At 61.2% G+C, this 19,396-nt stretch carries 14 protein-coding genes; 5 read left to right on the top strand and 9 right to left on the bottom strand.

Going from position 1 to position 19,396, the window contains the following annotated elements; translation table 11 throughout:
* Positions 1-89: 89 nt before the first annotated feature.
* The 9 genes from RIE31_03735 to RIE31_03695 all read right to left on the bottom strand — a co-directional run bounded on the left by RIE31_03735 (position 90) and on the right by RIE31_03695 (position 13,970).
* Entirely contained in the window at positions 90-1,136 is a 1,047-nt protein-coding gene (locus tag RIE31_03735) for a lipid A deacylase LpxR family protein (protein MEQ8639711.1), read from the bottom strand.
* A 200-nt stretch (positions 1,137-1,336) separates the two neighbouring features.
* Entirely contained in the window at positions 1,337-3,163 is a 1,827-nt protein-coding gene (typA, locus tag RIE31_03730) for a translational GTPase TypA (protein ID MEQ8639710.1), read from the bottom strand.
* A 231-nt stretch (positions 3,164-3,394) separates the two neighbouring features.
* Positions 3,395-4,114 carry a respiratory nitrate reductase subunit gamma gene (gene narI, locus RIE31_03725; protein MEQ8639709.1) on the bottom strand — a complete coding sequence of 240 codons (720 nt, stop codon included), beginning with the start codon at positions 4,112-4,114 and terminating at the stop codon, positions 3,395-3,397.
* Positions 4,111-4,788, bottom strand: coding sequence for a nitrate reductase molybdenum cofactor assembly chaperone (gene narJ / locus RIE31_03720; protein MEQ8639708.1), 678 nt, complete (start codon positions 4,786-4,788; stop codon positions 4,111-4,113). The genes narI and narJ overlap by 4 nt, the downstream gene beginning before the upstream one ends.
* Positions 4,788-6,311, bottom strand: a complete 1,524-nt coding sequence (gene narH / locus RIE31_03715) for a nitrate reductase subunit beta (protein MEQ8639707.1) — start codon at positions 6,309-6,311, stop codon at positions 4,788-4,790. The genes narJ and narH overlap by 1 nt, the downstream gene beginning before the upstream one ends.
* On the bottom strand, positions 6,308-10,051 hold the full coding sequence (locus RIE31_03710) for a nitrate reductase subunit alpha (protein ID MEQ8639706.1): 3,744 nt from the start codon (positions 10,049-10,051) through the stop codon (positions 6,308-6,310). Before RIE31_03710 ends, narH begins: the two co-directional genes overlap by 4 nt.
* Before the next feature lie 72 nt (positions 10,052-10,123).
* Positions 10,124-11,731, bottom strand: a complete 1,608-nt coding sequence (locus RIE31_03705; protein MEQ8639705.1) for an antiporter — start codon at positions 11,729-11,731, stop codon at positions 10,124-10,126.
* A 64-nt stretch (positions 11,732-11,795) separates the two neighbouring features.
* Positions 11,796-13,454 (bottom strand): MFS transporter, encoded by a 1,659-nt coding sequence (locus tag RIE31_03700; protein ID MEQ8639704.1) that lies wholly within the window; start codon positions 13,452-13,454, stop codon positions 11,796-11,798.
* A gap of 18 nt (positions 13,455-13,472) precedes the next feature.
* Positions 13,473-13,970, bottom strand: coding sequence for a universal stress protein (locus RIE31_03695; GenBank protein MEQ8639703.1), 498 nt, complete (start codon positions 13,968-13,970; stop codon positions 13,473-13,475).
* 268 nt (positions 13,971-14,238) lie between these two features.
* Between RIE31_03695 and RIE31_03690 the strand changes: the two genes are divergently transcribed.
* The 5 genes from RIE31_03690 to nhaA all read left to right on the top strand — a co-directional run bounded on the left by RIE31_03690 (position 14,239) and on the right by nhaA (position 19,391).
* Positions 14,239-14,937 (top strand): helix-turn-helix domain-containing protein, encoded by a 699-nt coding sequence (locus RIE31_03690; protein ID MEQ8639702.1) that lies wholly within the window; start codon positions 14,239-14,241, stop codon positions 14,935-14,937.
* 240 nt (positions 14,938-15,177) lie between these two features.
* A complete protein-coding gene (locus RIE31_03685; protein MEQ8639701.1) occupies positions 15,178-16,506 on the top strand; it encodes an MFS transporter in 1,329 nt (442 codons plus the stop codon).
* 141 nt (positions 16,507-16,647) lie between these two features.
* Positions 16,648-17,649, top strand: a complete 1,002-nt coding sequence (locus RIE31_03680; protein ID MEQ8639700.1) for a sodium-dependent bicarbonate transport family permease — start codon at positions 16,648-16,650, stop codon at positions 17,647-17,649.
* Positions 17,650-17,666: 17 nt separating this feature from the next.
* Positions 17,667-17,978 carry a DUF190 domain-containing protein gene (locus RIE31_03675; GenBank protein ID MEQ8639699.1) on the top strand — a complete coding sequence of 104 codons (312 nt, stop codon included), beginning with the start codon at positions 17,667-17,669 and terminating at the stop codon, positions 17,976-17,978.
* Positions 17,979-18,164: 186 nt separating this feature from the next.
* On the top strand, positions 18,165-19,391 hold the full coding sequence (gene nhaA / locus RIE31_03670; protein MEQ8639698.1) for a Na+/H+ antiporter NhaA: 1,227 nt from the start codon (positions 18,165-18,167) through the stop codon (positions 19,389-19,391).
* Positions 19,392-19,396 lie beyond the last annotated feature (5 nt).

Raw genomic sequence — 19,396 nt, 5'->3', positions numbered from 1 at the left:
ATCCTGTGCCTGGCGGGCCCGGCAGACGGATACAACGAGAGCTCCAGTGACAAGCACAGGTGCTGTCCACCGGGCCGGACTATGAAGAGCTAGAACTGGACGGAGATGCTGACGGCGCCAAAGTCGTCGCGTTCGGTCTGGTTCTTGAATTCCGGCGTGCGGATGACGTTTGTATAGCTGAAGCGAACCGCATTCCATGTCAGCACGAAGCCAAACTGGAAATCACCGACCAGAGGGTGTCTGTCGACATGTGGACCGCTGCGAAAGCTGTTGCCATCCAGAAAAATATTCCGGGCGACGGCGCGGCCCTCTACCCCTGCAAATACATACCAGGTTGCCCCCGGGGCCGGCCTGAAGAAGCCCGATCCGGGCAGGCTCGGCTGAATGCGTGGGGGGCCATAGTCAAGCGGCAGATCCTCTCCCACCCGCAGGGTCAAGCCACCGCTGGCATAGGTGAAGACATTGCCGAGAGCGGCGCCGGCATGAGGCGTCACGTCGAATCCAAGATGCCCGGCCGATTCCGCAAAATAGGCTCGCGCGCTGCGCTGATAGGTCAGGACAAGCCCTGGTTCGTTGCGTAGCTGGGTATCCCAGCCATTTGGCTCCTGCGACCCAATGAGGTCGTGGACAAACGCCTGCGTGTGCTCGGCATAGGATTGAGGGCCGACAATTCCAAGCGCCAGTTCGAGCTGGTCAAGGCGCCGGCCGGTTTCGGATACAATGCCGATGGAGCCGTAGGTCCACCCGGCATAGGGGCGGTCGGTGGCCGGAGGGTGCCGAAGGGAAATATCGGCGGGTGTGTACATGTTCTGTCCGGCTGACACTGTAAACCGCACATCGCCGCCGACGGCAAACAGCGGCAACAGAGTGGCACCTTCTTTTAACCAGTCAGGGGTCGTATCAGGCGCCGACAGCCAGCTCAGCCGCAGCCCGTTTGTATAGTTTCTGTCATTTCCATAGAACAGGTCGTTCTCGACGATCAGGCTGAAAATACCTGTGGGCGGGTCTGCGGCGGTGGCACTGGCTACCGGCAAGGCAAGGCCGGCCATGACCACGAGACAGGCCGCCGCCCGGCGGCGCACCCGGTCGCCGGCCCTGGCGAGGCTATGGCCGATTGGCCAGCGCACAGGTGCCATCGGCGGGATAATGCTCCGCGCCGTTTCCGGTCTCGTATGAAGGGTTAAACCAGTGTCCTGCCACGGTGTCCCAGGTCCAGAGCGAACAGCCTGATGCCAGTATGGCCGCACTCATTGCCAAAAAAATGCGGCGAAAGAGGGCCCACAGCGACGTTGCGCAGCAATACGGGGGCCTGTCCTGACTCGAACCGAGTCCCGCCTCAGGCCACTTCCTTTGCCCGCTTGCGCAGGTGGGGCAGCAGCGCTCGCTTGCGTAGGCGGATGGACTTCGGCGTCACCTCCACCAGTTCGTCGTCGCCCACATAGGCGATGGCCTGCTCCAGGGTCATGGTGCGAGGCGGCGTCAGCTTCACCGCTTCATCCTTGGAGGTCGTGCGCATGTTGGTCAGTTGTTTGCCCTTCAACGGATTGACGTCCAGGTCGTTGCCGCGGGAATTCTCGCCGATGACCATGCCCTGATAGACCTTGTCACCAGGGTGGATGAACAGGATGCCACGCTCCTCCAGATTCCACAGGGCATAGGCGACCGCGTTGCCGTCACCGTTGGCAATCAGGGTGCCGTTGCGCCGTCCCGGAATCGGACCGCGATAGAGCTGATAGCCGTGAAACTGCCGGTTCAGAACACCGGTGCCGCGCGTATCCGTCAGGAACTCGCCGGCATAGCCGATCAGGCCACGGCTGGGCGCGTGAAACACAATACGGGTCTTACCGCCGCCGGCCGGCCGCATGTCCTGCAGCTCGCCCTTGCGCTGGCTGACTTTCTCGATCACGGCGCCGGTATACTCATCATCCACAAAGACGATGACTTCTTCGACGGGCTCAAGTCGCTGGCCTTTGTCGTCCTGCTTATACAGGACACGGGGACGGCTGATGGACAGCTCAAAGCCTTCGCGTCGCATATTCTCGATCAGGACGCCAAGCTGCAGCTCGCCGCGGCCGGCCACTTCATATGAATCGCCCTCCGCATTGTCGCGTACACGAATGGCCACATTGCCTTCGGCTTCGGACAGCAGGCGGGCACGGATAACCCGGCTTTGCACCTTGTCGCCCTCGCGGCCGGCCAACGGGCTGTCATTGACGCCGATACTGATGGCGATGGTCGGCGGATCAATCGGCGCCGCTTGCAGGGGCGTCTCGAGTGCCATATCGCAAAGGGTGTCGGCCACGGTGGCGGTGCTGAGCCCGGCAATGGCGATAATGTCGCCGGCTTCCGCCCGGTCCACGGGCACTCGTGACAGGCCGTCGAAGGCCAGCAGCTTCGTTGCCCGCGCCCGCTCCACCTCGCGTCCGTCCCGGGACAGGGCCTTGATTGTCTGATTGGTGGAGATAATCCCCTGCTCGATCCGACCGGTCAGGATCCGTCCCAGGAACGGATCGGCCTGCAGCGTTGTGATGAGCATGGCGAATGGCAAGTCGCCGCGGGCATAGGCGCGGGCTGCGGGCGGGCGAATGTAGGTCAGAATACGATCAAACAGGATCGACAGGTCCTTGCGTTCGTCGGTCTCCAGATTGGCTACGGCCCAGCCCTGGCGGCCGGAGGCGTAGAGCACCGGGAAGTCCAGTTGATCGTCATTGGCTTCGAGAGTCAGGAAGAGGTCAAAAATCTCCTCCAGAACTTCTGCCGGCCGGCCGTCAGGCCGATCCGCCTTGTTGATCATGACAATCGGCCGCAGGCCGATCTTCAGGGCCTTGGACAGGACAAACTTGGTCTGCGGCATAACGCTTTCCGCCGCGTCAACCAACAGAACGACACCGTCCACCATGGACAGGATGCGCTCTACCTCGCCGCCGAAATCGGCGTGGCCGGGTGTATCAACGATATTGATGCGGGTGCCTTGCCATTCCACGCTGGTGCATTTGGCCAGGATGGTAATGCCGCGCTCGCGCTCCAATTCGTTGGAATCAAGGGCGCGCTCGGCCACCTGCTGATTATCGCGGAAGGCGCCGCTTTGCTTCAGCAACTGGTCCACCAGCGTCGTCTTGCCGTGGTCGACGTGGGCGATAATGGCGATATTGCGCAGGTCCATGCCGGACACTCATGCTGTCGCCATCCCGCTATGGGGCCGGACGTCACCGCCGCCGGATGGCGGGGTGGGCCGCAGGATCGGGATGGTCAAGGTTGACGGGGGTCTCGGCGCGCGGTCTAGCAGGAACCCGGCGTTTCAGCAAGCGCTTGCTGGGCCTGGCGCAGGGAAGCCGCTCCCCGCGGCGCAGCAGGGAGCGGGATTCTGGGCCCGCCGCGGCGGGAGGCAAACGGCTCAGGCGGCTGTCTGCCGCCCCCTGCGGCCGCCGGTCTGGCGCTGGCGCACCACCTGATAGCCTGGCCGCCACAAATAGCGCACCGGTGCGCTCAGCATGTGGACCAGTCGGGTGAAGGGAAAGACCAGCAGAATGGTCAGACCCAGGGCCAGGTGGGCCTTGAAGATCGGATGGACATGCAGAACATAGCTGGATGCCGCCAGATCAAAGGTAAAGATCCCTTGCGCCCAGGCCATGAACAGGACCATTTCCCCGCCATCCAGATGCTGCATGGAGATCGGTATGGTGGCGAGGCCCAGAACCAGCTGAACGTAAAGCAGAAGCAGGATCGCAATATCGCTGAAAGCGGATGTCCGGCGGATACGAGGGTCGAACAGCCGGCGATGGACCAGCATGGTGGCTCCGACCAGGCACACCACGCCGGCGACGCCTCCGACGACAATGGCGGTCATCTGCTTGAACCCGTGCGAGATGCCAAGCCAGTCAAACAATGCGATTGGCGTCAGCAAGCCGCCCAGATGGCCGACAAAGACAACCAGGATTCCTACATGGAACAACACGGACCCCCAGACAAGCTGGCGTCGCCGCAAGAGCTGACTGGACCCTGACCGCCAGGTGAAAGGCTCGCGGTCATAGCGCAGGATGCTGCCGATCACGAGGACCGTCAGGGCGATATAGGGATAGAGGCCGAAGACGACCGTGTTCATATAAGTGATCATGAGTGGTCTCCCTGACCGGCGGGGGGCCGCATGGGTGCGCCGTTCGTAGCTGTTGCGCCCGGGCCAAAGGTGACTGCCGTCTCTTCCCAGGCCCGATCCAGTGCCTGCAGGTCATTCGGATCGTCATCCGGGGCGATCATGGCGTCGGTCACTGCCTGCGGGCTGGCAGTGTGGCCGGCCAGGCTCTCAATGGCGCCGATGGCGGCGGCGTAGTCGCTGCCGCGCGCTGTCAGGCGCATGCGCAGGGCCGCTAGAATATGGCTGATCTGTACCAGATGCTCGCGCGCCTCGTCGCTTGGCCGGGTGGACAGAAACTCCAGGAACAAGGGCAGATAGTCCGGTAGCTCCTTGGCCGCAACCTCATAGCCGCCGGTGGCATAGACCGATTGCAGGTCCACCAGGGCCTGCCCTCTGTCACGACTTTCGCCATGGACATGTTCGAACAGGTGCAGTGACAAGGAGCGGGTGCGATCAAACAGCAGGACATAGGACTCCTGCGAATCGTACAGATCATCGCAGGCCAGACGGTCGAGCAATCCGGACAATCGGTTCAGGCTGCCGCTGTCCAGGGCCTGCTCTGCGGTCAGCGCGGCCTTCACGTCCGCCGCCTCTTCGCGCAACTCACCGGTCGGGTAGCTCAGCACAATGGAAAGGGCCTTCAGCGCCCGTTGCATCACATCACCTCCGTTGGTGTCTGCACGGTACGCTTGCGGGGTGCGAACAGATCACTCGTGCTGGTGCCGCCGGAGCAGCCATTGCCGAAACTGAAGCCACAACCGCCGCGCAGCTCGTAGGCGTCTTCGCTGACTTCGCGGTGCGACGTTGGAATGACGAAACGATCTTCATAGTTGGCGATGGCCATTATCTCGTACATGTCCTCGATCTGCGCCGGTGTCAGGCCCACGCGCTCGGCGATTTCTTCATTGGTCACGCCGTCCACGGTCTTTGACCGCATGTAGCCGCGCATGGCCAACATGCGTTCCAGCGCCGTTGCCACCGGTTCTTCCTTGCCGGCGGTCAGCATATTGGCCAGATAGCGCAGAGGAATACGCAGACTGCGGACGTCCGGCATGTCGCCGTCGATGCCGATGTGGCCAGCCTGGGCGGCCGACTGGATAGGCGACAGCGGCGGCACATACCAGACCATCGGCAGCGTCCGGTATTCAGGATGCAGCGGGAATGCAACGCGCCAGTCGATGGCCATCTTGTAGATCGGCGACACCTTGGCGGATTCCAGCCAGGCGTCAGGTACACCGTCACGCTTGGCCTGGGCGATGATCTCGGGATCGTGCGGGTCAAGGAAGATGGAGAGCTGCGACTCGTACAGGTCCTGCTCGTCCTCGATTGCCGCGGCCTCGCCGATCCGGTCGGCGTCATACAGCAGGACACCCAGATAGCGGATGCGGCCCACACAGGTCTCGGAACAGACCGTGGGCTGTCCCGCCTCGATGCGCGGGAAGCAGAAGATGCACTTTTCCGACTTACCGGTCTGCCAGTTGTAGTAGATCTTCTTGTACGGGCAGCCCGATACGCACATGCGCCAGCCCCGGCATTTCTCCTGGTCGATCAGGACGATACCGTCTTCCTCGCGCTTGTAGATGGCGCCGGACGGGCAGGCGGCCACACAGGTCGGGTTGAGGCAGTGCTCGCACAGCCGTGGCAGATACATCATGAAGGTGTTTTCGAACTGGCCGTAAATTTCCTTCTCGACCTGTTCGAAGTTGACGTCCTTGGATCGCTTGGCGAACTCACCGCCCAGGATTTCCTCCCAGTTGGGTCCCCATTCGATTTTTTCCATCCGCTCACCGGTGATCAGCGAGCGGGGGCGGGCTGTTGGCGAGGCAATGGAGTCATTGGCCTTTTGCAGGTGCTCATAGTCAAAAGTGAAGGGCTCATAATAATCGTCAATCTCCGGCAGGTCCGGATTGGCGAAAATCTTCGACAGAATGCGCCACTTGGCGCCCATCTTTGGCTGCAGCTTGCCGGACGACGTGCGCTCCCAGCCGCCGTTCCACTTGTCCTGGTTCTCCCATTCCTTGGGATAGCCAATGCCGGGCTTGGTCTCCACATTGTTGAACCAGGCATATTCCATGCCTTCGCGGCTGGTCCACACGTTTTTGCAGGTGACCGAACAGGTGTGACAGCCGATGCACTTGTCCAGGTTCAGGACCATGCCGACCTGTGCGCGGATTTTCATTCTGCTGCCTCCATGGCGACGGGGGCTGGCCCATCAAGCCAGTCAACCTTTTCCATCTTGCGGACGATGACAAACTCATCGCGGTTGGACCCGACCGTGCCGTAGTAGTTAAAGCCGTAGGACTGTTGTGCGTAGCCACCGATCATGTGGGTCGGCTTGAGGACGGCCCGGGTGACGGAGTTGTGAATGCCGCCGCGCTGTCCCGTTTTCTGTGACCCCGGCATGTTCACGATCTTTTCCTGGGCGTGATACATGAAGAGAGTTCCCTCCTTCATGCGCTGCGACACGACCGCCCGCGCCACCAGGGCACCGTTGACGTTGAACGCTTCGACCCAGTCGTTGTCGACAATGCCCGCCTTGGCTGCATCAACTTCGGACATCCAGACGATGGGTCCGCCACGTGACAGGGTCAGCATCAGCAGATTGTCGGTATAGGTGGAGTGGATGCCCCACTTCTGATGCGGTGTGATGAAATTCAGGACGACGCTCGGCTGGTCGTTGTCGCCCTGCAAAGCGGCGGTGACGGACTTGGTGTCGATCGGCGGACGATAGACACACAGTCCCTCGCCAAAGGCCCGCATCCACAGGTGATCCTGATAGAGCTGTTGCCGGCCGCTCAGCGTCCGCCAAGGGATCAGCTCATGCACATTGGTATAGCCAGCGTTGTAGCAGACCTTTTCAGATTCAATGCCCGACCAGGTGGGCGAGCTGATGATTTTGCGCGGCTGCGCCACCACGTCGCGGAAGCGGATTTTCTCGTCTTCCTTGGGCTTTGCCAGGTGTGTGTGGTCGCGGCCGGTCGCCTTGCTCAGGGCCTCCCACGCCTTCACCGCCACCTCGCCGTTGGTTTCCGGCGCCAGGGTTAGAATGACTTCCGTCGCATCGATATCAGTGTCAATCCGAGGTAATCCCTGGGATGCGCCGTCCTCGATCACCCGGCCGTTCAGCCGGCCCAGCAACTCCACTTCATGCTCGGTGTTCCAGCTAATGCCCTTGCCGCCATTGCCGGCACTGCTCATCAACGGGCCAAGCGCCGTAAAGCGTTTGTAGAGATTGGGGTAGTCGCGCTCGACCACAGTAATCTGCGGCATGGTGCGGCCGGGGACCGGCTCGGTTTCACCGCGTTTCCAGTCCTTGACGTCCTTGGCCTGGGCCAGTTCCGCCGGCGTGTCGTGCAGAATTGGCGTTAGGACCACATCCCGTTCGACCCCCAGAACTTCCGGAGCGATCTCAGAGAACCGTTTGGCCAGGCCCTTGTATATGTCCCAGTCGGTGCGGCTCTCCCACACCGGATCAACCGCTGCGGTCAGCGGATGAATGAACGGGTGCATGTCAGAGGTGTTGAGATCGTTCTTCTCATACCAGGTGGCGGTCGGCAGGACGATGTCGGAATAGACGCAGGTGGTGGACATACGGAAATCCAGAGTCACCAGCAGGTCCAGTTTTCCTTCCGGCGCCTTGTCATGCCAAACCGTTTCCTTGTTGGCAGCCTTGCCGGCGGCGCCCAGGTCTTCCTGCAGCACACCATGGCTGGTGCCCAGAAGGTGCTTGAGGAAGTACTCATGCCCCTTGCCGGATGAGCCCAGAAGGTTGGAGCGCCAGACGAACAGGTTGCGTGGCCAGTTCTTTTCGTTGTCGGGGTCTTCGCATGACATGCGCAGCGATCCGTCCTTCAGCCCGTCAACCACATAGGCCTTGACGTCCTTGCCCGCCGCGTCGGCGGCTGCGGCCAGCTCCAGTGGATTGGTCTCTAGCTGTGGCGCTGACGGCAGCCACCCCATGCGCTCGGCACGGATGTTGTAGTCGTTCATGGTGCCGTCCCATGGGCCCTCCGGCGCCGTCGGCGACAGCACGTCCTTCACATCGAGGGTCTCGTAGCGCCATTGGTCACTGTGCGCGTACCAGAATGACGTGGAATTCATCTGCCGAGGCGGGCGTGACCAGTCTAGACCAAAGGCCAGTGGCAGCCAGCCGGTCTGCGGTCGCAGCTTTTCCTGGCCCACATAGTGTGACCAGCCGCCGCCGGACTGCCCGACGCACCCGCACATGACCAGAAGATTGATGATCGACCGGTAGTTCATATCCATGTGGTACCAGTGATTCAGGCCGGCACCGAGAATGACCATGGACTTTCCCTTGGTCTTCTCCGCGTTGCGCGCAAACTCCCGCGCCACGGTAATGATGTGATCGGCCGGTACGCCGGTGATCTTCTCTGCCCAGGCCGGGGTGTAGGGCACATCGGCGTTGAAGTCGGTCGCTACATTGCCGCCGCCGAAACCGCGGTCCAGCCCATAGTTGCCAGCAAAGAGGTCGAACACGGTCGTCACCATGGCTTCGCCATCGGCCAGCTGTATGGCCTTGGCGGGGAGGCGCCGGACCAGCACCTCCGGATGGTCGCTGCCATCGAAATGCGGGTGCGGCCGGCCGCCGAAATAGGGGAAGGCCACGTCAACGATGTGGTCGTGGCGGCCTTCCTCGATCAGACTCATTTCCAGGGTGGCGTCACGTCCTTCGGCGTCCCGCGACTCCAGGTTCCACTTGCCGCTCTCGCCCCAGCGGAAGCCGACTGAGCCCAGCGGCACAACCAGTTTGCCGCTTGTCCGGTCAACCGCGACCGTCTTCCAGTCGGGGTTATTGGTCTGGCCCATGCTATCGCTGAAATCGGAAGCCCGCAGCAGGCGTTCCGGCACGAAGTGCCCATCTTTCTGGGTCAGGCGCACGAGCAACGGCATGTCGGTATAGCGCCGGCAATAGTCCTCGAAATACTCGGCCTGACGGTCGAGATGGAACTCGCGCAGGATGACATGCCCCATGGCCAGCGCCAGGGCGGCATCGGTGCCCTGCTTGGGGTTGAGCCACAGGTCGGAGAACTTGGCTGCTTCCGAGTAGTCCGGGCTGACCACCACGCTCTTGGCGCCGCGATAGCGCGCCTCGGTATAAAAGTGGGCGTCGGGGGTGCGCGTCTGGGGCACGTTGGAGCCCCACAGAATCAGGAATCCCGAGTTGTACCAGTCGGCGCTCTCCGGCACGTCCGTCTGCTCGCCCCAGGTCTGCGGGCTGGCCGGTGGCAGGTCGCAGTACCAGTCGTAGAACGACATGCAGACGCCGCCCATGAGCGACAGGTAGCGGGAGCCAGCCGCATAGGACACCATGGACATGGCGGGGATTGGTGAAAAGCCGATGACCCGGTCCGGCCCATAGGTCTTGGCGGTATAGGCATTGGCGGCGGCGATGATGTCGTTGACCTCATCCCAGCCGGCGCGAACAAAGCCGCCCAGCCCGCGGCGCGACGTGTAGGCATGGCGCTTCTTCGGGTCCTCGACGATGGAGCCCCACGCCGCGACCGGACTGTTGTTCAGCCGCGCCGCACGCCACAGGCGCATAAGGGCGGAGCGCACCAGCGGGTACTTCACCCGGTTGCCGGAATACATGTACCAGCTATAGCTGGCGCCACGGGAGCAGCCGCGCGGCTCGTGGTTAGGCAGCTCCGGCCGGGTGCGCGGATAGTCGGTCTGCTGCGTCTCCCAGGTGACGATGCCGCCCTTGACGTAAATCTTCCACGAGCAGGAGCCGGTGCAGTTTGCGCCATGAGTCGAACGCACGATCTTGTCGTGCTGCCAGCGCTTCCTGTAGCCGTCTTCCCAACGACGGTCCTCGTTGGTGGTCATTCCGTGGCCGTCGGAGAAACGGCCAACTGTCTTGCGGGACAGGAAGTTCAGGCGATCAAGCAGATGACTCATGACTATAGCTCCCTAAAGGCGGTATGCAGGTGGAGCCTGCCCGAAGCGATCTTCGGGCAGGCCGGGAGTGGTTCAGGGGTTCTGGATGTACGCGTTCCGGCGCAGATAGAACCACCAATTGATCGCGATACAGAGCGTGTAGAAAGCCGCGAAGCCATACAGCGCGTATTGCGGCGTTCCGCTACTCATCTGTTCCCCGAAGATCTGCGGGATAAGGAAAGCGCCATAGGCGGCCACGGCACTGGTCCAGCCAAGAACCGGCCCTGCCTGCTCCTTGTTGAAGGCAATCGCAATGGTCCGGAAAGTCGATCCGTTGCCGATTCCCGTGGCCGCAAACAGCAGCAGGAAGATCAGCAGGAAGGGCAGGAAGTAGGTTTCGGGCGTCGCCGACGAATAGGCCTGCTGCAGGATCCAGGCCAGCGCCAAGGCGCAGATCACCATTACGACCGAAATGATCTGGGTGACCTTCGCGCCCCCGGCCTTGTCCGCCCAGATACCGCCGAGCGGACGAATGAGCGCACCGATGAAGGGGCCCATCCATGCGAACATCAGCGCCGAAGGGCCATTCGGGTTCGACGTGTCATGGGTCAGAACGCCGTCCACCATCAGGTGCTGGAAGCCGAACACGACCTTGATAGTCAGGCCCATTGCGGCTGAGTAGCCGATGAACGAGCCAAAAGTCATGACATAGATGATGGTCATCGCCCAGGTGTGCTTGTTGCGGAAGATCTGGTATTGCCGCTGGAGATTTTTACCGATCTGACCGGGAATCATCCTCAGCAGCGCGATGGTCAGCACGATGACGATGGGCAGGACGAACCATTTCGAGATCATGAAACCGGACCCGCCGACCGCGGTCGGCAGCATCAGCCAGAGGCCGAAGCCGGCACAGAGCAAGCCGATCAGGTACATGAAACCGATGATCCCGAAGGCTCCGAAGGGGTTGGGAATATCAGGACTGACATGCTCGTCGCGGATGTTGTTCATGCCAAGCCAACCGGCGAAGGCCAGAGGGATCAGCGCCAGCAGCCAAACGAACCCGGCGTTCTGGATGTAGGTTTCGGTGCCGGCCGGGATGCGTCCAATCAGAGTGCCGGACGTGTTGACCAGCGTCTGGCTTTCACCACCAAACAGTCCGAAGGTCATCACCAGCGGGATCACGATTTGCATCGTGGTCACCCCGAAGTTCCCTAGACCCGCATTCATACCCAGCGCGTAGCCTTGGACCTTTTTCGGGAAGAAGAAGGAGATATTGGACATCGAGGCGGCGAAGTTGCCACCCCCGATTCCAGACAGAAGCGCCAGGATCTGATACTGCCAGAGCGGTGTATCAGGGTTCTGTAGGGCAATCCCCGTGCCGATGGCCGGGATCATCAGAAGCGCAGTGGTAAAGAAGATCGTGTTCCGTCCACCTGCGATCCGGATGAAGAAGGTCGCGGGAATTCTGAGCGTCGCGCCGGACAAGCCGGCGATTGCGGTCAAAGTGAAGAGTTGAGAGGTTTCGAAAGGGTAGCCCAGGTTGATCATCTGAACGGTGATGATCCCCCAGTAAAGCCAGACGGCGAACCCGCACAACAGCGACGGGATCGAGATCCACAGGTTGCGGTTCGCGATACTCTTGCCGGTCGAGGTCCAGAAGGACTCGTCGTCCGCTGCGTATCCTGTCAAGTCTCTTGCCATTGAGATGTCTCCTTGGTCTTTGGCATGGGTCGGCCAGAGGCGGTGTTCCGCCAGCAGTTCAGTCCTACTCGGCGGGTTCAGCGGGTTGGCCGCCGGATTTTGGTCCCAGCCGCGAGAGCGCGGCCCTCAGATCGTCGAGATCCCTGAAGCGAGCGGTGACCGTCAGACTGTCGGCTTTCTCGGCCAACGCGACTCTCTCGGACCCAGCAAAGATCAGCGCGAGTTCGGCCTCGGTTTCTTTCTTGCGGGCTGCCTGGGCGGCGATGGCCTCGTCCACCGAACTGAGGACATATTCTTCATCAAAGCCGCCCTCCGGTTCCTTCAGCCAGAAGTAGCAGATGAGCCATGAAGCCAGCGCACCGGCCGAAATGATGAAGAAGAAGGTCGAGGCGTCCACGAACATGAAGATGAAGAGGTAGAACACCGCGCCGACGTTGCCGTAGGCGCCAGCCATGCCGGCGACCTGGCCGGTCACCCGGCGCTTGATCGAGGGGATGATCCCAAAGGTCGCGCCCTCGGCACCCTGCACGAAGAACGAGCAGGCGATTGTGATCGCAATGGCAATGATCAGCGGCCAGGCACTGTTGAGCAGCCCCATCAGAGCAAACCCGATGGCGATCCCCAGCATGTAGGCGAGCATCACGAAACGACGGTTGCCCATCCGGTCAGACACCAGGCCGCCCATGGGACGGGCCACCAGGTTAATGAAGGCAAATGAGGCCGCGATGAGGCCGGCTGTCACCGGCGTCAGGCCCCAGGTCTCCTGGAAGAACATCGGCAACATGGAAACCACGGCCAGCTCAGCGCCAAAATTGGCGAAATAGGTGGTGTTGAGCGCCGCGACCGAGCTGAACGGATAGCGGTCGTCCTTGGGTACGCCCTTGCGCAAGATCGGAAGATTGACGCGCAGGACCTGCCAGACCTGGTAGATGACCAGAGTCGCGATGGAGGCGTAGCAGATTGTCGCGACGAAGCCATCGATATAGCCCATCCTCTGCACACGGTAGACAAGGATTGACAGAATCCCGATCAGCGGCACCGTGAAGACAACCAGCAGGGCAAGATCGCGGTATGTCGAGACCTCAAGCGCACCGGTCTTGCGGGCCTTTTTGTGGGTGTCAGCGGTCGGCCCGTCGGTGATGGCGAACCAGTAGAAGACCCCGTAGGCCGCCATGATCACACCGGAGGTCGCGATGGCGTAGCGCCATCCGTCATCACCGCCAAAAAGGACCAGTGCCACCGTGGGGATGGTCATCGCGGCCGCCGCGGAACCGAAATTGCCCCAACCGGCATAGAAGCCCTCGGCAAAACCGATGTCGCGAGGCTTGAACCAGAGCGCGGTCATGTGAATGCCGACGACGAAGCCGGCACCAACCGACGACAGAACCAGGCGCGAGACAAAGAGCTGCATCTTGGTATCGCCGAAGGCGAAGAACAACGTCGGAATGGCCATGACGATCATCAACAACGAGAACACCCGCCGCGGGCCCCATTTGTCGAGTGCCATGCCGATGAGAATTCGGGCCGGTATAGTGAGCGCCACGTTTGCGATGGCGAACAGTCGAATGTCGTCGCGCGTCAACCAATCATTTGACGCCAGCATCGACGATGCCAGCGGCGCCATGTTGAACCACACATAGAAGGTGATGAAGAACGCGATCCAGGTCAGATGCAGTGCCCGAATGGCGGGATCGTGAACCCGGACAAGACTGGAGATTTTCATATGATCTGTGCCCCGGTGCTATTCGGCCGCTTGCTTTGAAGGTGCCAGGACGTGGGAGGGAATGATGAGGATCGGGCATTTCGCGCGCCGCGCGAGAAAGGCTGAGACCGACCCGAAGGTCATGTGGTCGAATTCTTCGGCTATGGCGTCGAGCCGTTTGGTGATGAAGTTCAGCGCGCCGCCATCTGCCTGGTGGCTGTGGCGGGCCATGACCAAAAGGTCGGGTTGCCTTTCCTCGGTGGCGCGCAGGATCATCTTGCGTGCGTCGCCCTCGGCGATCATGACCTTGGCCTCGAGGCCGGCAGCCATGAGCTCTGCGGCCGCTGCTTCGACGCCCGCTTTCTGTTCCTGGTACTGTTCTGTGAATAGCTCGTCCGCGTCGGATGTGGCGCTGCCGATGTCTTCCACGACCGAGACCAGCGTAATGCTGGGCTTCAACGGCCCGAACATCTGTTGAACTGCGTCGAGCGCAATCCGCGCGTTGCGCGAGTGGTCGTACGCAATCATGATTTCCATGGGCCCCTCCGTTCTTGCGCGCCAAAACTCTTCAGCGCCTTGCGCGTTGGGACTGTCGTGCCCGTATTGGGGGGCGTCTGACTTGATCTAAGTCACGATTTCGGAGAAAACGTAGAAAACGTAGCTAAATAAATGACTTACATAAAAATGTTACGCGGGATTTGGTGCAACGTTAAGAGCGAAACTGTCGCCGATCAATCGTCCACTTGACAAATATCAAGCTCTTTAGAGATAGTCGTCAAGTGAAGAACACTAGGTGTATTTCAGCATGCCCGAGTCGGAATTCCCGGACATCCGGGCGCTACATCTTTTTGCCGACATGGCGGAAGAGAACTTCCGCGGACTGCTGCGTGGTGTCTACGTTCAGAACTTCCCGCCCCAAATCGACCTGATCGAAGAGGGCGACCCGAGCGATTTCCTGCATGTCGTGCTGTCGGGATCCGTAGAACTCTACTCGTCTTGGAACGGACGAGAGACCAGCATGGCAACCGTGCACCCTGTTTCAACCTTTATCCTCGCTGCCACGATCAAGGGCGCGCCATACCTCATGTCGGCGCGAACGCTTGAGAAAAGTCGCATCGCACTTGTACCCAGTCAGGATGTACGGCGGATCTTCGACAAGGATGCCAATTTCGCCCGTGCCATCGTGACGGAACTGGCCCAATGCTACCGGTCCGTTGTCAAGAACACGAAGGACCTCAAGCTTCGCACCTCGCACGAGCGACTGGCGAATTACCTATTGCGGCAACAAAGGCACGCAGGCGGAGGAGCTGAGTTTGACCTACCCTTCGAGAAACGCCTACTTGCATCGTTCCTCGGGATGACGCCCGAAAACCTCAGCCGTGCGTTCAAGGTCCTTCAGCCATATGGCGTACAGGTTAGTGGCAACCGGGTCGCAATCACCGACGAGCAAGACCTCGAGCAATTTGCAAAGCCGAATCAGCTCATCGACGATTACTCGACGTAGGGAAAGCTCAAGTCAGAAAAATATCCAGTGGCGCAGATGATCTCGCTGACCAACAACCGGAATCTGATCGGCCCTTCCCAACAGAAACACATCAAAACGATTCTAGTATCGCTCGCGGTGGCAGGCCAATTGTGCAATGATATCAGGCGCTACAGATGGCTGCCACGGTCTGACTCCGTCAGTTAATATCGGTCGCTACGGACGGCACCACAGCTGGTCCCTCGGCATGACAGGGGTTTCATGATCAACCTAGGCGGCATTGGCCAGGCCTTCTCCAATCCCAACTTCCGGCTTTACACCTATGGTTCGTCGATTTCGCTCATCGGCACATGGTTGCAGAAGGCGGCGGTGGCCTGGCTCGCCTGGGAGCTGACCAAAGATCCCAAGTGGCTGGGAATCGTCGTCCTGGCCGATCTGTTGCCGGCGGTTTTGTCCAGCCCGTTCGCCGGTGTGCTCGCCGACCGCCTCAACCGCCGCCGCATGCTCATTCTGCTGCAATCTCTGATGTTGGTTCAGGCGCTGGTCCTGGCGCTGCTGACCTATACGGGGCTCATCAACATCGGTTTGCTGATCGGCTTTACGGTCGTTCTCGGCGTCATCATGGGCTTCAATCATCCGACACGTCAGTCCTTGATCAATTCACTGGTGCGCCGCGAGCACCTGTCCAGCGCCGTTGCCCTGACATCTGTCATCTTCAATACCGGCCGCGTTATCGGTCCGGCCATCGCCGGCTTTGTCATCGCTGCTTTCGGCAGCGATGGTGCCTTCGCCCTCAATGCCCTGTCCTTCCTGCCCATGCTGGTGGCGCTGTTCTATATGCAGTTGCCAGCGCAGGAGGTGCCCGTCCGGTCGGCGGCCGGGTTCTTTGGCGACATGGCGGCGGGCTATCGCTATGCCGCCCGCCACGCCGGGATTGGTCCCATGCTTCTCATTGGCCTTTCTCTGGCCCTGTTATTCCGGCCACTGACGGAAATGATCGCGGCCTACGTGGGGCAGGTGTTCATGGGCGGGCCAGAGCAGCTTGGCCAACTCATGGCTGCGGGCGGGCTTGGCGCTGTGGTCTCGGGCATATGGCTGGCCTGGCGCGGCGGTGGCGGGCGCGGTCTGGTCAATATCGCGGTCGGCAGCATCCTGGCTTCGGCCGCGATTCTTCTGGCTTTTGGTTTTACGACCAACGTCTGGGTAGCGACGGGGCTGATGTTTCTCATGGGCGTCGTTATGACCATGCGCGGGACGTCCACGCAAACGCTGGTACAGATGGCGGTGGACCCTGTTATGCGGGGACGGGTGCTCAGCCTGCACACCATGATCTTCAATGCCGGCCCGGCCATCGGCTCGTTCGCACTTGGCCTGGTCGCGACCTGGGCCGGTCTGCATGTGCCGTTGCAAGTGGCGGCCGCTATCAATGTGGTTGTATGGGGCTGGGCGCTGAGCCGCCGCCGTCGCCTGATCGCTGCGCTGGAGCCTGAAGGGGCAACTCCGGGCGGGATGCCTGACAGCGGCCCGGCCGCCGCGCCGACGGCGCAGACGCCGGTCGTCGGCCCGGCGCGGCGTTTGCCCGGAGAATAGTTGCCCGGAGAATAGTTGGCGGGGCCTTGACCATCCGGGGCGGCGGTCAATGTCACGTCCCTACGCGGACATGCTCGCGGGCCGGTAGGACCAGATAGGTCCAACCCGGCGTTGATCGATTAGAGAAGGTGTGGCGGCTCAATGGCGACCGGTCTGGACCTCGTACTCGGCAACCTGGTGTCGCCGATCATCCTGTTTTTCCTGCTCGGCACCTTTGCCGGCTGGGCGCGTTCGGATCTGGCTATTCCCGAAGCCGTCAGCAAGGGTCTGTCGCTCTACCTCATTGTCGCCATCGGCTTTTCCGGCGGATCACATCTGGCCGAAGGATCCGCCGGTACGGCTCTCACGGCTGCCGCCCTTGCCTTGATTCTGGGTTTTGGCCTGCCGTTCGTCGCTTATGCCCTCCTGCGCGGGACGACCCGGCTGGATGTTGTCAATGCGGCGGCGGTTTCTGCTCACTATGGGTCTGTCAGTGTGGTTACATTTGTTGCCGCAACCGCCTTCCTGACCAGCCAGGGGGTTCCCTATGAAGGGATTCTGGTGGTCATGCTGGCGATCATGGAAACACCGGCCATCATCAGCGGATTGTTCCTGGCCAAGACATTCGATCAGACTTCCGCCGCTGCCGGCGGCTCGCCCGGCGCGCGGCCTATCTTTTCCGCCACGGTCGGGCGCGAGATTTTCCTGAGCGGTGGTGTCCTGCTGCTGCTGGGCAGCCTCCTTATCGGTTGGGCGACGGGTGCTGCCGGGCAGGAGCTGATGAAGCCGGTGATCGACGTGCCGTTCAAGGCGGTGCTGGCCTTCTTTCTTTTGGACATGGGGCTCCTGGTCGGGCGCCGTCTGGACAGCTTCCGCGCCATCGGTTGGCCATTGGTCGCCTTCGGCCTGTTCATGCCTCTGGTTGGCGCCATCGCCGGATTGGCCGGGGCATGGGCTGCCGGGTTCTCGGCCGGTGGCATGGCATTGACCGCAGTACTGGCCGGCAGCGCCTCCTATATCGTTGTGCCGGCCGCCATGCGGATGTCCCTGCCGGCGGCCAATCCTGGAATCTATGTGACGCTTTCACTTGGCGTCACGTTTCCGTTCAACCTGGTGATAGGCATTCCGCTCTATCATGGTGTCGCCAGTTGGCTGGCGGGATAGCCGGACGAGGGATCGAGATGATGCCATTGCATTCCAAGAAGAAAGTGGAAATCGTCGTCGAGGCGGCAAGACAGGCGGCCATCGTGCAGATGGTGGAGGCCGAAGGCGCTACCGGCTATACCGTAGTGCCGCAGGTTCACGGCATGGGACGCCGGGGTGTGCGGGACGAAGCCCATGTCTCAGACGTCTTCCGCAATGTGATGATCATCGTGGTGACCGACGGCGATACCGCCGGCCGGATCGTCGCCGCGGCGCAGCCCCTGCTGGAGAACTATGCCGGTATTGTCCTGGTGTCTGATGTCCAGGTTGTGCGCGACGACCACTTCTAGGAGGGGCCGCACGCAGTGATACTTGCGTGATCTGGGCCCCTGCCGGATTCCCTATCGGCGTGACCGGCTCCCTGCGGTATAGCCACCCGGCGGTTCCCTGTTTAATCTCCCGCCCGAAGGCACGGTGGTGATGGTTCGCCATTTGGTTATGAAAGATTCTCAGCGGAAAAGGGACGGCGGATCGGAATGAAGGGCGCGCTGCGATTTATCAATCCACAGGCGGCAGGCGGCCTCGTTCTCATGGCCACGGCTGTATTCGCCCTTGTGCTGGACAATTCGTCCTTCTCGCATCTCTATGCGACGCTGCTCAAAACGCCGGCGATGATCACCATAGGCGACTTCAAGCTGGCGAAGCCGGTTCTGCTGTGGATCAATGACGGGCTGATGGCGGTCTTCTTCTTCCTTGTCGGGATGGAGATCAAGCGGGAGATACTGGTCGGACAGTTATCCAGTCGTGACCGGATTATGCTGCCAGGCATTGCCGCTGTCGGCGGCATGGCGGTGCCCGCCATTATCTACGCAGCGATCAACTTCGGTGATCCGGTCCTGATCAACGGCTGGGCAATCCCGGCGGCGACCGATATCGCCTTTGCCCTGGGTGTGCTGGCTCTGCTGGGCAATCGTGTGCCGCCGGCGCTGAAGGCGTTTCTGCTGGCCGTTGCGATCCTTGATGACCTTGGTGCAATCATCATCATTGCCGTCTTCTACACGTCAGAGCTGTCATTCATGGCGCTGGCCGGGGCCGGGGGGGCCTGCGTCGTTCTGGCGGTAATGAACCGCATCGGGGTGGGGCGAGTATTCCCCTATATCGCCGTCGGTCTGGTGCTTTGGGTTCTGGTCCTCAAGGGCGGCGTTCACGCTACCCTTGCCGGTGTTGCGCTGGCTATGGCCATCCCGCTGCGCGACCGCCGTGGCAAGCATCTTCTGGAACATCTGGAGCACGGCCTGCAGCCCTATGTGGCCTTCGGTGTCATGCCTTTGTTTGCCTTTGCCAATGCAGGCGTTTCTCTGGCGGGGTTCACGTTGGGCGCCTTGCTGCAGCCGCTGCCACTGGCCATCGCCCTTGGCCTCTTTTTTGGTAAGCAGATCGGCGTCTTTGGCGCCGTCTGGCTATCGGTTCGTTCTGGCATTTGCCGTCCCATTCCCAACACAAGCTGGCTGCAGGTCTATGGACTGGCTTGCCTTGCCGGCATTGGCTTCACCATGAGCCTGTTTATCGGCACCTTGTCATTTGATGCTGCGCAATACGCTCCCGGCGTGCGTATCGGTGTCCTCGGCGGCTCGCTGATGTCCGCCATTGTGGGCGCTACGGTTCTGTATATCGCGGGGAGCCCGTCGCGCCGGACAAGGCCGGTGGCGGAAGGGCGCACTCCAGTGGCGCCGGACAGGCCGCAACCGTCCGCCGCCGAATAGCCTGA

The organism is Alphaproteobacteria bacterium (assembly GCA_040218575.1).
In the GTDB taxonomy this organism is placed as follows: Bacteria; Pseudomonadota; Alphaproteobacteria; order JAVJRE01; family JAVJRE01; genus JAVJRE01.
The sequence above is the reverse complement of the archived record's forward strand: the minus strand, read 5'-3'. Positions and strand labels throughout refer to the sequence as shown.